Origin of the sequence: Propionivibrio sp. (genome assembly GCF_047602565.1) — a bacterium.
Taxonomy (GTDB): Bacteria; Pseudomonadota; Gammaproteobacteria; order Burkholderiales; family Rhodocyclaceae; genus Propionivibrio.
The window spans coordinates 3,667,502-3,680,683 of sequence record NZ_JASGGX010000001.1 but is presented as its reverse complement, the minus strand read 5'-3'; the positions used below and the strand labels follow the sequence as shown (position 1 = coordinate 3,680,683).

Below are 13,182 nucleotides of genomic sequence, written 5' to 3'. Positions count from 1 at the left end.
CTCCTTCGGGCGGCCGGGCGGAGGCGCTCATGCGTAGTGCGTGACCAGTTCCAGCGGATAGCGCCGGCCCGCCTGCCAGTCCTCGATGCAGCGCAGGATCATCGGGCTGCGGTGGCGGTCGGCGCTGGCGCGGATCTCGTCGAGCGAGAGCCAGCGCGCCTCCAGGATGCCGGTGTCGAGCGCGCGGTCCGCGTCGTGCCCGGCGATCTCGCCGCCGAAGGCGAAGCGCAGGTAGGTGATGTCCTTGCGCGGGTGGCGCCAGTGATAGATGCCGACCAGGAAACGCGGCACGAACGCATAGCCGGTTTCCTCCAGCGCCTCGCGCACGACCGCTTCGGTCAGCGCCTCGCCGCACTCCAGGTGGCCGGCCGGCTGATTGAAGCGGATGCCTTCGTCGGTTTCCTCCTCGACCAGCAAAAACTTGCCGTCGCGCTCGATGACGGCGGCGACGGTGACATGGGGCTTCCAAACCATGATGGGTACCACGGGTTCCGCAAAACGCCCATTTTACCGCCATCCGGCAAGTGAAATCGGCTAGAATCCCGCATTATTCCAGTGCCCGGACGCCAGCCGGAAGACGCTTCCGCCGCCTCCCGGCGAGGCATCGACGGCACGCCGTTCCTTCGTTCGACGAACCATCCTTCCGGAAACCATCATGGCCGACAACAAGACCGTCGAAGTCGCCGCACGCGACCTTCCCCTGCATTGCCCGCCCGCCGGCGCCATCGCCTGGAACCAGCATCCGCGCGTCTTCCTCGACGTGCTGCACACCGGCGAGGTGGTCTGCCCGTACTGCAGCGCGCACTACGTCTTCAAGGGCGAAGCGCCCAAGGGACACTGAGCCGGCACGCGCGGCACCGCACGGCGGCCCGCTCCATGGGAGGATTTCGCGCGCTGATCGTCGCTCCCGCGTGGATCGGCGACACGGTCATGGCGCAGCCCTTGTTCATGCGCCTGCACCGCGCCTATCCCGGCCTCCAGCTCGACGCGCTGGCGCCGCCGTGGGTGGCGCCCGTGCTGCGCCGCATGCCGGAAATCGCCGAGATCGTCGACAATCCGTTCGCCCACGGCGAACTCTCCCTCGGCGCCCGCTTCCGTCTCGGCCGGCAGCTGGCGCGGCGGCACTACCGGCAGGCCTACGTCCTGCCCAATTCGGCGAAGTCGGCGCTGCTGCCCTTCTTCGCCGGCATTCCCGAACGTGTCGGTTTCACCGGGGAGGCGCGCTACGGCCTGCTCAACCGGCGCCACACGCTCGACGAGGACGCCCTGCCGCGCATGGTCGAACGCTTCGCCCAGCTGGCGCAGGCGCCGGGCACGCCGCTCGCACGGCCGGTCGAGAACCCGCGCCTGACCTCGACCGAAGAACAGCGGGCGGCCACCCTCGGCGCGCTCGGGATCGAACGCCCGAAGCGCGTCGCGGCGTTCTGCCCGGGCGCCGAGTACGGCCCGGCCAAACGCTGGCCGGCGCGCCACTTCGCCGCGCTGGCCGACGCGCTGGCGGCACGCGGCTACGCCGTCTGGCTGCTCGGTTCGCCCAAGGACCGGCCGATCGGCGACGAGATCGTGCGCCTGGCGGCGCGGGCGCAACCGCGCAATTTCTGCGGCGCCACCGCCCTCGCGCAGGCCATCGACCTCATCGCCGTCGCCGATTTCGTGGTCTGCAACGACTCCGGGCTGATGCACGTCGCCGCCGCGCTGGACCGGCCGCTGGTGGCGGTGTACGGCTCGTCGTCGCCCGGCTTCACGCCGCCGCTGTCCGACCGCGCGACCATCCTCAGCCTCAACCTCGATTGCAGCCCCTGCTTCCAGCGGGAATGCCCGCTCGGGCACCTTAACTGCCTGAACCAACTCGAACCGCAGCGCGTGCTGGCGGCCTGCCTGGCCGCCCGCGCGGACGGAGATGCGCCATGACCCCTTTCTACGCCACGGCCGAAGACGCCGAGGAAGCCTTCTACGAAGCAATCGCGCGGGCCGACCTGGACGCGCTGATGGCCGTCTGGTCCGAGGACGAGGACATCGTCTGCATCCACCCCACCGGCCAGCGCATGGACGGCCACGCGGCGATCCGCGAGAGCTGGCGCTCGATCTTCGAAAGCAATCCGCGCTTCTCCGTGCACATCCGCAGCAAGGTGCGCTGGGAAAGCGTGCTGATCTCGGTGCACAGCGTCGTCGAAACGCTGCATCTGGAAAAGGACCAGACGGCGCACGGCCCGATGCTGACCACCAACGTCTTCAGCCGCGGCACCAACGGCTGGCGCCTGCTCTCGCGCCACACCTCGGCGGCGGCGGAAGAGCCCGAAAACGGGGATGACGACGCCTACGGCGGCACCCAGCATACGCTGCACTGACGCGGCGCGCGTGCCGGACTACCGCGCCCCGGCCTGGCTGCCCGGCGGCCACGCGCAGACCCTCTATCCGCGCTTCCTGCCGCTCGCTCCGCTGCCCTACCGGCGCGAACGCTGGGAGACGCCCGACGGCGATTTCATCGACGTCGACTGGAACGGCCCCGCGCCGGCGGACGACGGACAGGCGCTGGTCGTCCCGCTGGTCGTCCTCTTCCACGGGCTCGAAGGCGGTTCGCACAGCCACTACGCGCAGGCGCTGATGCGCGCCCTGCGCGACGCCGGCCGGCCGGGCGCGGTCGTGCACTTCCGCGGCTGCTCGGGCGAGCAGAACCGCCTGCCGCGCGCCTACCACGGCGGCGACAGCGACGAGATCGACTGGGTCCTGCGCCGCTTCAGGCAGGCCTGCCCCGCCCGGCCGCTCCATGCCGTCGGCGTCTCCCTCGGCGGCAACGCCCTGCTCAAGTGGCTCGGCGAGCGGGAAGACGCGGCGGCCGGCATCGTGCAGGCGGCCGCGGCGGTCTCCTGCCCGTTCGACATGACCGCCTGCGGCCACCATCTGGCGCGCGGCGCCAACCGCCTCTACACGCAGTATTTCCTGCGCACGCTCAAGCGTTTCGCCGGCGAGAAGCTGCGCTGCCATCCCGGCCTGTTCGACGCGGCGCGGATGCGCGGCGCCAAAAGCCTCTATGAGTTCGACGACGCCGTCACCGCCCCGCTGCACGGCTTCGCCTCCGCCGCCGACTACTGGCGGCGCGCCTCGAGCAAGCCCTGGCTCGGCGGCATCCGCGTGCCGACGCTGCTGATCAACGCGCGCAACGATCCCTTCCTGCCGGCGGGCGTGCTGCCGGCAAGGCGCGAGGTTTCGCCGCTCGTCGAGCTGGCCTACACCGATGAGGGCGGCCACGTCGGCTTCCCCACCGGCCCCTTCCCCGGCCGCATCGACTGGCTGCCGCGGCGCCTGCTGGATTTCTTCGCCGGCAACGCGCCCTGGCGGGACGGTTGCCGTCCGTGATGCGCGGGCCTGCCGCGCTGGCGCGAGGCGCCGCCGGATTGCTAGACTCCCACCTGCCCGCGGCAGCCCCTGCCGACCTTCTCATGGAGACCCGATGAATTCCCTTCCTCCCCGGAAACGCACCGTCTGGATCTGGCTGATCGCCATCTGGTTTTCCATAGGCGCCGTGTTCACGCTGGTCTCGTTCTTCGCCGTCCGCTCCGGCGCCGTGCCGCTCAGCGAAAGCCAGCGCGCGTACTTCGACAGCCTCGGCGTCGTCGAGCATGGCGCCAGCATCCTGATCGCCGGTTCGAACCTGCTCGCCTCCGCCTTCCTGATCGTGCTCCGCAAGGAAGCCGTATACCTGTTCTGCTGCGCCTTCTGCGTCAATGCGCTGCTCACCGCCTGGCACCTCGCCACGAAAGGAGTGGCCGCCATGCTGGGCGGCGGCCTGGTGGGCATCGTCTTCAGCCTCGGCCTGCTGGGCGCCGTGTGCGTATATACCTGGAAACTGTGGCAGCGGCAGGTGCTGAGATGAGTGGCACCCCGATGGCTTGTCCGCCGCCGGCCGCGACTTGCGCGCCTACGCCGATGAGCTGCGCTCCAAGCATCCGGTGCCTACGGGTTTCTCGGCGATTCATTTTCCGTTAGCTGACCAAGACTCCGTAAAACCGAGCGAAGTCTTGGCCTTGCACGAATACGCCCCTACATATCCGCCAGTTTCTTATTGCCCGTTTCCGGCGCCCAGAGCTGGCAGGCAACCGTTCCAAACAGCAGAACTGCCACACAGGCTCCCAACGCCGCCTGAATGCCAAATTTCTGAACGATTACCGGGAGCAGGAAGGTGCTGATCGCCGACCCGAAACGACTGGCCGCGACCGCCAGGCCGACGCCAGTGGCCCTGAGATGCGTCGGGAACAGTTCGGGCGGATAGATAAACTCGAGGTTGGCCGCTGCCGACAAGACGAGCGCGAATAATCCGAAGGTAATCACGACGCCAGTCGAACCGAGGATGTTCGCTGCAAGCAATGCCAGAACCGCCGTCGCCAAATAGAAAGTCCCGATCAGGAAGGTCCGGCGCGGCATCTTGTCGATGACAGCCGCTCCGATCACGGCGCCGATCAGCAGGAAAATGTTGTAAACCAGCCCGCCGACATATTTGTCGGTGACATGAAGAGACTCGAAAACCTTGGGCAAGAAAGTGCCGAGTGCGAAATACGGGACGACCTGGCATGCGTAAAAGATTCCGCCGATCGCAGTATTCTTCCGCCACTTGGGAGAGAAGAGCTCCGCCCATTCGTTGCCGGTCTTCTGCGCCACCGCGATAACTTCCGGAAGCGCGATTCCCTCGCCGAGCTTGGTCAAAACCACGCGCCTGGCTTCTTCGGCCCGCCCCTTCTTGAGCAGCCAGAGCGGCGATTCCGGAACGCCCAGGCGGAACAGGAAGATGGCAGTCGCCGGTATCGCGCTGACAATCAGCATATATCGCCAGGAGTCAGGCCCCATATCTTTGAGGACGAACCCCGCCACATAAGAAAAGGCATATCCGGCAACCCACGCGATTGCCATGATGCTGAGCAGTCTGCCGCGAAAGCGAATGGGCGACAATTCGGTGAGGAGTGCTTTACTGACCACGTAATCGAAACCGAGCACCATCCCGAGCATGAATCGAAGGACCAGCAGATGCCACGCCTCGGTCGCGAAGAACTGCGACCCCGAGATCACCGCTGCAAACAACATATCGTACGCAAAGATCGTACGGCGACCGCAACGGTCGGCAATGATGCCGGAGATCAAACTGCCAAAAAACAACCCGGCCAGCGCTCCTCCCCCAAGCAATCCCATCCACACGGCATTTAGCTGCAAGGGGACAGCCGCCAGGGCGATCGCGATGCCGATGATGCCCAGTTCGAATCCATCGGCAAACTGACCGCCGCACGCACTGAAGCCGACGTGGAGGTGGAATGGACGTACCGGTACATTTTCGAAGGGTGTTTCCGCGATGCTGACTGTATTGTTCATGTTCGACACTCCGTCTGCTGGTTGATCGAAGTCAACTGCTTTTATTGATTGACGGCGTCGAGTATGGATAAAACAATTTCGAGTGACTATCGGCAGAAACCCTCTATAAAAATAACTTATACTCGGCGTCACTTCCGTTGATTCTGGTCATTGCCAAGGCCGTGTCATGCGACGTTTGCGCTCGGTGCTTCAGCGTCGCCGGCGCGTTCACACAATGGTTGAAGCGAATCCGGGCGCCGCTTTCAGGAGAGTTCAATGAAATCTTCTCGTCTCGGCAATTCCTACAATCTGAAAGTCTTCTTGTCCGTAGCCGAAAGGGGCAGCATGCAAGCGGCTGCGCACACGGTGGGGGTATCGCAGGCAGCCGTGTCGCAAACGATACGGCAGTTGGAAGACGACTTGGGCATCGTTCTGTTCAACCGGGAAACGCGCCCCCTGACAATGACGCCTTTTGGCCTGGCCTTACGAAATCGCGCAATTGACTTGCTCGATCGATTCTCGAACCTGAAGGCGCAAGTACTCGATGCGGGTCAAGGCATACAGCCGGAACTGCGGGTCGGGCTGGTTGATTCCTTTTCTTCGACCTGCGGCACCGAGTTCATCAAGGCATTGGTCAACAAGACGACGCGCCTGACCGTGCGCACGGGCCTTTCTCCCCACCACGGAGAACGATTGATGCGCAGGGAGATCGACCTCGTCGTTTCCAGCGATTCGATGATCGACGTCGAAGACGTCATGAGACGGCGCCTTTATTCGGAGAAATTCGTCGTCATCACCCCTGCACGCCTGAAACTCCGTATCGACTCGATCGACGATGTCAGAAACCTCGCGAAACGTTATCCGATGGTTCGCTACAGCCGGGATTCGCAAACGGGCATCCAAGTCAACCGCTACCTGAGAGCACTCGAAGTCAGGCAGCCGAACTGGCTCGAAGTCGATTCCGCCGACGTACTGACTGCGCTGATCGCCGACGGAACCGGATGGGGCATCACCACTCCGATGTGCCTGGTGCAAGCGGGAGCGAATGCCAAGGGCGTGAGAATCCACGATGCGTTCAAGCTAGGCATCGGAAGGTCCTTGTTTTTGATTGCCAGACACGATGAGTTCGGCGTCTTCTTCGAGGCGGCATTCGCGGCTGCGCAACAGGTTCTTGAAAACCACTTTCTTCCGAAGGTACAGGTACTTCACGAGGGATTGATGCCGCTCGTGACCATCGGGGACGAATCGGAACAAGAGTAGTGGCGCGGAAACATCAAAGCCCTCGGCATCTTAGTGAATCGAAGAGGGGGCTATAAGTGTTGCTTATACTGAATGACCCAACCTAGTTGACTACATTCGCCTGCACGAAAATAGGCGCGTTGGTTGTATTTGACATACCTAGGGATAAGACATCGCAACGCTTCAGGTATGAGGCAATGATAAGGAGCAAAACCATGCGTCTTGAACACGATTCTTTAGGATCAATGGAACTTCCCGAAGATGTGTATTACGGAATTCAAACCAAGCGGGCGTTAGACAATTTCACAATTTCGCGTGACCGCATCGGTTACTACTCTTCGTTCATTTCAGCCATTGCGTCGATCAAGAAAGCCGCCGCCCAAGCGAACGCCGAACTGGGACGCTTGCCGCCGGCAGCCAGCGAAGCAATCGCCAAGGCCGCTGACGAAGTGATGTGCGGGCTGTATGCTGATCAGTTTCCCGTCGACATTTTTCAGGGTGGCGGTGGCACGTCCTCCAACATGAACGTCAATGAGGTCATCGCCAATCGTGCTACCGAGTTGCTGACCGGCAGGAAGGGCTACGATCCGGTACATCCGAATACCCATGTCAACATGGGCCAGTCCACCAATGACGTCATCCCGGCCGCGATGAAAATGGCCGTGTTCAAGGATACGGCGCCCCTCTTGGCGGTCTTGCGGGAAACGGTCGAAGAAATCAGAAACAAGGAAATCGAGTATTCCCGCACCGTCAAGCTCGGAAGAACCTGCCTTCAGGATGCCCTTCCAGTGACGTTTGGGCAGGTGTTCAGCGGATATCGCTCGCTTATCGAGCGGCAGATCTCGGAACTCGAGGAGGTTCGACTTCATTTGCTGACGCTGCCCTTGCCCGGCACCGCAGTCGGCACGTGTTTCGGCGCCCGACCGGGATTTTCCGCGAAGTTGTACCAGCACCTCAATACGATAACCGGAGAATCCTATTGTCAAGCCGAGAATCTGTTTGATGGACTGCAGAATGCTGACGTCTGGATGCGCGTTTCTGGCGTTCTCAAGTCCATTGCTTCCGCATACAACAAGATATCCACGGATCTGCGTCTGATGGGCTCGGGGCCGCGTGCCGGCCTGAACGAAATCACCTTGCCCGCATTGCAGCCCGGATCGTCGATCATGCCAGGCAAGATCAACCCGGTGATGCCTGAAATGATGATGCAAATCGCATTCAGGGTGTTTGGCAACGATGCGACGGTTTCCCTTGGAGCGGATAGAGGCGAATTGGAGTTGAACGTCTGGGAAGGCGTTATCCTGCATGCGGTCGACGAATCGGTCCGCCTCCTCGTAAACGGAATCCCACTGTTCAACAAGCTCTGTCTTTCCGGCGTGCGGGTCAACGTGGATAAGTGTCTGAACGACGCAAAAGCTTCGCTGGCGTTGTCGACGGTCGTCGCCACGTTGCAGGACTATCCGACTGCTTGCACGATTGCCCACCAAGCTTGGGATGCCGGCAAAACCATCGAGCAAATCGTGGTAGAGAAAGGACTCTTGAGCGCTGACGATGCGAAAAAAACGCTTGATCCCTGCGTACTGACCGATATCCATGTGTTCGACCAGACAGTCGAATCGGCATCGGTCCGCTCAAAATAGAGCGCCGAGCCTGCCTGTTTGGGCAGACTTTTTTCTGAGAAAGTGACCTTGGCACTCCCCAACGAATTTCATTTTGTTTGGCGAGATGCAAAAGCCGCTGACTTCTTCGTGAAATCAGCGGCTTTTTTGTTTTTGGCGCCCCGGCTGCCCTGTTTCTGACGCCCCGGCTGCCGGGCGAACCTATTCGCCGTTGCGTTGCCAGAAAGCTCGCGTTCCCGGCAAAACGCCGGGATGCGCGCAATGTGCGACAAAATGTCCTATCTTTTTCAGAGAGCGGAGAAACGGCCGCGGCCGCACGGCCCCTTCGCCGCACCGCCCTTTCCTCAACCCCATCGACCAGGAGGTTCCATGGCTTCAATCAAGTTACTCGGCATCGCGGGCAGCCTGCGCAAGGCGTCGACCAACCGCGGACTGCTGCGCGCGGCGCAGGCCAGTCTTCCGGACGACGTCGTTCTGGAAATCGCCGACCTCACCGACGTCCCCTTCTACAACCAGGACATCACGGAAAAACCGGCGTCGGTCAAGCGGGTGCTGGCGCAGATGGAGGCCGCCGACGCGCTGGTGCTGGCCTGCACCGAGTACAACTACTCGGTCGCCCCGGCGCTCAAGAACATCCTCGACTGGGCCTCGCGCGAGCCGAACATCCCGCTGACCGGCAAGCCGGCGGCCATCATGGGCTCCGGCGGCGGCATGGGCACCTCGCGCGCGCAATACCACCTGCGGCAGACCTGCGTGTTCTTCGACCTGCGCCTGCTGAACAAGCCGGAAGTGTTCGCCAACGCCTTTGCCGGAGGCTTCGACGCCGACGGCAACCTGATCGACGAAAAGCTGACCGGCCAGATCGGCGAGCTGATGCGCAACCTGATCGCCGCGGTCGAAGCGCGCCGCTGATCCGCGCGGGACGGCTCGGCGCCCCGCCCGCCCCGCGGCGGCGGGCGGGCCCGCGATTCCCCGCCGGCGGCGGCCGGAGCATCCGGGCGTTTTCCGCGTGGAATGCTAAGATGAAGTGCAGGAATGCCCGTGATCGGCACCGACCAACCGCGCGAAAGGAGCCATCATGCCCGACATCGATCCGCAGAACGTCTTCCTCGGCCGCCAGCCCATTCTCGATCGCAATCAGCAGCTGTTCGCCTACGAACTGCTCTTCCGCAGCGCCGGCGCCGACCAGGGGAATTTCGCCAGTTTCATCGACGGCAACCAGGCCACGGCGACGGTCATCGTCAACACCTTCTCCGAGCTTTCGCTGGCCGACGCGCTGGGTCCGTACCAGGGCTTCATCAAGGTGGACCAGGGCCTGCTGTTCAGCGACCTGATCAACGCGCTGCCGCCGCACACGGTGGTGCTGGAAATCCTGCCCACGGTGGCCCAGACGGCGGAAATGATCGCCCGCTGCGAGCAGCTGCGGCAGGCCGGCTACGTCCTGGCGACGCACGTGCGGCCGGAATCGCTGGACGTTGACGGCAAGCCGCTGCTCAGGATCGCGCAGATCATCAAGGTGGACGTCAGCCGCGTCGAGCCCGAGCGCCTGCGGCAGCTCGCGCCGGCGCTCAAGCCCCTGCGCAAGACCCTGCTGGCCGAGAAGGTCGAAAGCAACGCGCAGATGCGGCTGTGCCACGAACTCGGTTTCGATCTCTTCGAGGGCTACTACTTCGCCCGGCCGACGGTGATCGAAGGCAAGCGGCTGCAGAGTTCGGAGACCGCGCTGCTGCGCCTGCTCGGGCTGATCAGCCAGGACGCGGACACCGCCGCGATCGAGGCGGTGTTCAAGCAGGAGCCGGTGCTGACCATCAACCTGCTGCGCCTGACCAATTCCGCCGGCAGTGGCCTGGCGACGCGCATCACCTCGCTGCGCCACGCCATCACCCTGCTCGGCCGCCGCCAGCTGCTGCGCTGGCTGCAGCTGCTGCTCTACAGCGGCGCGTCGAGTTCGGCTCCGGCGGTCAGTCCGCTGCTGCAGCTGGCGGCGACGCGCGGCCGCCTGATGGAACTGCTGGTCGACCGCACGCCCGAAGTCCGGCAATGTGGCCGCGACCTCGTCGATCAGGCGTTCATGGTCGGCATCCTGTCGCTGATGCCGGCGCTGCTCGGCACCGGCGCCGGCGCGGTGCTGGCCCAGCTGCCGCTGGCCGTGCCGGTGCACGACGCGCTCGGCGAGCGCCGGGGCGTGCTGGGCGACCTGCTGGCACTGGTCGAGGCGCTGGAGGACGAGGCGCGGGAGCGGGCCGCCGCGGTGCTGCAGCGCCTGCCCGACATCGACGCCGCCTGCGCCAACCAGTGCCTGACGCGGGCCCTGGGCTGGGCCAACAACCTGGCGCGCTGATCGCTCCAGGCGCTTCCTGACGGCGCCCCGGCCGCAGCGGCCGGGGAAAACCCTATACAATTGGGCGCCATCGATCCTCCGACCGAAGGCGCCCCACACGACATGTCCGAAACGCACAGCTCGCAGATTCTCTTGGGACGCCAACCGATTCTCGGGCGCGAGCAACAGCTGCTGGCCTACGAACTGCTTTTCCGGGGCGGCCCGGTGGTCACCGGCGAGCAGACCTGTATCGCCGATCCGGTGCAGGCCACGGCGACGGTCATCGCCAACACCTTCACCGGCCTGAGCGCGGACCAGACGCTCGGCCCGTATCGCGGCTACATCAACGTCGACGAGCAGTTCCTGTTCAGCGACCTGATCGAGGCGCTGCCGCCCGCGCTGGTGGTGCTCGAGATACTGGAAAGCGTGCGGCCCACGCCGGAGGTCGTCGCCCGCTGCCGGGACTTGCGCGCGCAGGGGTTTTCGCTGGCCATCGACGACGTGGTCGAGGTCGAGGAGGCCTACCGGCCGCTGTTCGAACTGGCCGAGATCATCAAGGTGGACGTGCTCGGCGTCGACGCCGGCCGGCTGGCCGCGCTGGTCGGGCAGCTCCGGCCGTTCGGCAAGAAGCTGCTGGCCGAGAAGGTCGAATCAGCCGAGCAGGTCGAGCAGTGCCGGCGCCTCGGCTTCGAGCTGTTCCAGGGCTACTACTTCGCCAAGCCGGCGATCATCGTCGGCAAGAAGCTCGAACCCTCGCAGATTTCCCTGCTGCGCCTGCTCGGGCTGGTGCTGCAGGACGCCGAGACCAGCGAGATCGAAAACGCCTTCAAGGTCGAGCCGGGCCTGACGGTCAACATGCTGCGCCTGACCAACTCGGTCGGCAACGGGCTGACCACGCGCATCACCTCGCTGCGCCACGCCATCACGCTGCTGGGCCGCCGGCAGCTGCAGCGCTGGCTGCAGCTCTTGATCTACACCAATCCCAAGAGCGGCGGCAAGATCGACAATCCGCTGCTGCCGCTCGCCGCCACGCGCGGCCGGCTGCTGGAGCTGCTGGCCGAACGCCTGCAGCCGCACAGCCGCGAATTCGCCGACCAGGGCTTCATGGTCGGCATCATGTCGCTGATGCCGGCGCTGCTCGACGTGCCCATGGAGGAAATCCTCAAGCACCTGCCGGTGGCCCAGCGGGTCAGGCAGGCGCTGGTCGACCAGGGCGGACTGCTCGGCCAGATGCTGCAGCTCGCGCTGGCCACCGAACAGACCGACCCGGAAGTGCTCGCCGACGCGCTCCGGCGCGTGCCCGGAATCTCCGTCGAATTCCTGGAGAACTGCCTGCACCAGGCGTTCTACTGGGCGAACAACCTCGGCCGGGAAAAGGTCGAGGACGCCTAGGCCTTGCCGATCATGAGCGACAGAGCCCTCGGCGAAACCTACCTGAGCCGCCAGCCGATCCTGGATCTGCGGCAGGAGATGGTCGGCTACGAACTGCTGCCGGCCGGCGGCGGAACGGCCGGACATGCGCCGGAAAACGCCGCGATGCTGGTCTGCGCCGCCTACGCCGAACTGGGCGTGCGCAGCGCGCTCGGCCGGCACAAGGCGTTCCTGCGCATCGATGCCGAGTTCCTGCACGACGACGCCATCGAGGCTCTGCCGGCCGACGGCGTGGTGCTCCAGCTGACGCCGGACCGGCCGCCCGACGCGCAGACGCTCGAACGCTGCCGCATGCTGCGCGAGCGGCGCTATTCGCTGGCGCTGGCCGGCTACGAAGGCCTCGACGCGCGCAGCTCGCCGCTGCTGACGATGGTCGACTTCATCAAGATCGACGTGCGCGGCAAGAACCCGCGGCAGCTGCTTTCGCTGGCCGGCCCGCTGGCGCGGCTGCCGATCGGGCTGCTGGCGCAGGGCGTGGAAACGCCGGACGATTTCGCGCACGGCCGCGACAGCGGCTTCCGGCTCTTCCAGGGCTACTTCTTCGCGCGTCCGGAGATCGTCAGCGGCCGCCGCCTGACCGCCTCGCAGGCCACCCTCATCCGGCTCATCAACCTGGCCATGCGCGACGCGGACACCGCCCGCATCGAGGAAGGCATCAAGCACGACCCGGCCCTCGCGGTGAACCTGCTGAGCATCGTCAATTCGGTCGCCTACGGCTTTCCGCAGCGCATCAGCTCGCTGCGCCACGCGATCACCGTGCTCGGCCGGCGCCAGCTGCAGCGCTGGCTGCACCTGCTGCTGATGACCCCGGCCGGCAAGGCGCCGGACGCCGCCCGCACGCCGCTGCTGCAGGTGGCCGCGCTGCGCGGGCGCATGCTGGAGCTCTTGGTCGGCCGCCTGCGGCCCGGCGACGCGGCGCTGGCCGGCCAGGCCTTCATCACCGGGCTGATGTCGATGATGCCGGCGGCGCTGGGGCTGCCGATGAACGAGATCTTCGAGCAGATCGCGCTCGAACAGGAGATCGTCGCCGCGCTGCAGTCCTACCAGGGGCCGCTCGGCAAGATGCTGGCGCTGCTCGAATGCTTCGACGCCGAGGACGCCGACGGCTGCGACCAGATCCTGGCCGGCTTCGCCGGCACCGGCCTCGACCGGAACGCGCTGAACGCCTGCCTGATAGACTCGCTGCGCTGGATCAACGCCGGCGAAGAAGCCGAATCCCGGGATGCCCGCCCTTGA

General features: G+C 64.9%; 13 protein-coding genes. 11 read left to right on the top strand and 2 right to left on the bottom strand.

The window, feature by feature from the left end:
- Nucleotides 1-27 precede the first annotated feature (27 nt).
- Nucleotides 28-474: an NUDIX hydrolase gene (locus QM701_RS17410; protein ID WP_415168273.1), complete on the bottom strand. Its 447-nt coding sequence runs from the start codon at nt 472-474 to the stop codon at nt 28-30.
- 181 nt (nt 475-655) lie between these two features.
- Here QM701_RS17410 and QM701_RS17405 point away from each other — a divergent pair, with 181 nt between their 5' ends.
- From QM701_RS17405 to QM701_RS17385, 5 genes are all read left to right on the top strand, one after another.
- Nucleotides 656-841 carry a zinc-finger domain-containing protein gene (locus tag QM701_RS17405; protein ID WP_415168272.1) on the top strand — a complete coding sequence of 62 codons (186 nt, stop codon included), beginning with the start codon at nt 656-658 and terminating at the stop codon, nt 839-841.
- 35 nt (nt 842-876) lie between these two features.
- Nucleotides 877-1,911, top strand: a complete 1,035-nt coding sequence (waaF, locus tag QM701_RS17400) for a lipopolysaccharide heptosyltransferase II (RefSeq protein ID WP_415168271.1) — start codon at nt 877-879, stop codon at nt 1,909-1,911.
- On the top strand, nt 1,908-2,348 hold the full coding sequence (locus QM701_RS17395; RefSeq protein ID WP_415168270.1) for a YybH family protein: 441 nt from the start codon (nt 1,908-1,910) through the stop codon (nt 2,346-2,348). The genes waaF and QM701_RS17395 overlap by 4 nt, the downstream gene beginning before the upstream one ends.
- On the top strand, nt 2,308-3,357 hold the full coding sequence (locus QM701_RS17390) for a hydrolase (RefSeq protein ID WP_415168269.1): 1,050 nt from the start codon (nt 2,308-2,310) through the stop codon (nt 3,355-3,357). The genes QM701_RS17395 and QM701_RS17390 overlap by 41 nt, the downstream gene beginning before the upstream one ends.
- Nucleotides 3,358-3,451: 94 nt before the next feature.
- Entirely contained in the window at nt 3,452-3,874 is a 423-nt protein-coding gene (locus QM701_RS17385) for a hypothetical protein (protein WP_415168268.1), read from the top strand.
- Nucleotides 3,875-4,041: 167 nt separating this feature from the next.
- Here QM701_RS17385 and QM701_RS17380 read toward each other — a convergent pair whose 3' ends face one another.
- Complete coding sequence (locus tag QM701_RS17380; protein WP_415168267.1) at nt 4,042-5,358, bottom strand: MFS transporter; 1,317 nt, start codon at nt 5,356-5,358, stop codon at nt 4,042-4,044.
- A 255-nt stretch (nt 5,359-5,613) separates the two neighbouring features.
- On the opposite strand from QM701_RS17380, the gene QM701_RS17375 reads away from it, so the two are divergent.
- The 6 genes from QM701_RS17375 to QM701_RS17350 all read left to right on the top strand — a co-directional run bounded on the left by QM701_RS17375 (nt 5,614) and on the right by QM701_RS17350 (nt 13,182).
- Nucleotides 5,614-6,597, top strand: a complete 984-nt coding sequence (locus QM701_RS17375) for a LysR family transcriptional regulator (protein WP_415168266.1) — start codon at nt 5,614-5,616, stop codon at nt 6,595-6,597.
- 194 nt (nt 6,598-6,791) lie between these two features.
- The gene (locus tag QM701_RS17370) at nt 6,792-8,216 is read left to right on the top strand and encodes an aspartate ammonia-lyase (protein WP_415168265.1); all 1,425 of its coding nucleotides are present in this window, start codon (nt 6,792-6,794) and stop codon (nt 8,214-8,216) included.
- Nucleotides 8,217-8,564: 348 nt separating this feature from the next.
- Nucleotides 8,565-9,107 (top strand): NADPH-dependent FMN reductase, encoded by a 543-nt coding sequence (locus tag QM701_RS17365; protein ID WP_415168264.1) that lies wholly within the window; start codon nt 8,565-8,567, stop codon nt 9,105-9,107.
- A gap of 166 nt (nt 9,108-9,273) precedes the next feature.
- A complete protein-coding gene (locus QM701_RS17360) occupies nt 9,274-10,536 on the top strand; it encodes an EAL and HDOD domain-containing protein (RefSeq protein ID WP_415168263.1) in 1,263 nt (420 codons plus the stop codon).
- 102 nt (nt 10,537-10,638) lie between these two features.
- Nucleotides 10,639-11,907 (top strand): EAL and HDOD domain-containing protein, encoded by a 1,269-nt coding sequence (locus QM701_RS17355; protein ID WP_415168262.1) that lies wholly within the window; start codon nt 10,639-10,641, stop codon nt 11,905-11,907.
- Nucleotides 11,908-11,919: 12 nt separating this feature from the next.
- Nucleotides 11,920-13,182: an EAL and HDOD domain-containing protein gene (locus QM701_RS17350; RefSeq protein ID WP_415168261.1), complete on the top strand. Its 1,263-nt coding sequence runs from the start codon at nt 11,920-11,922 to the stop codon at nt 13,180-13,182.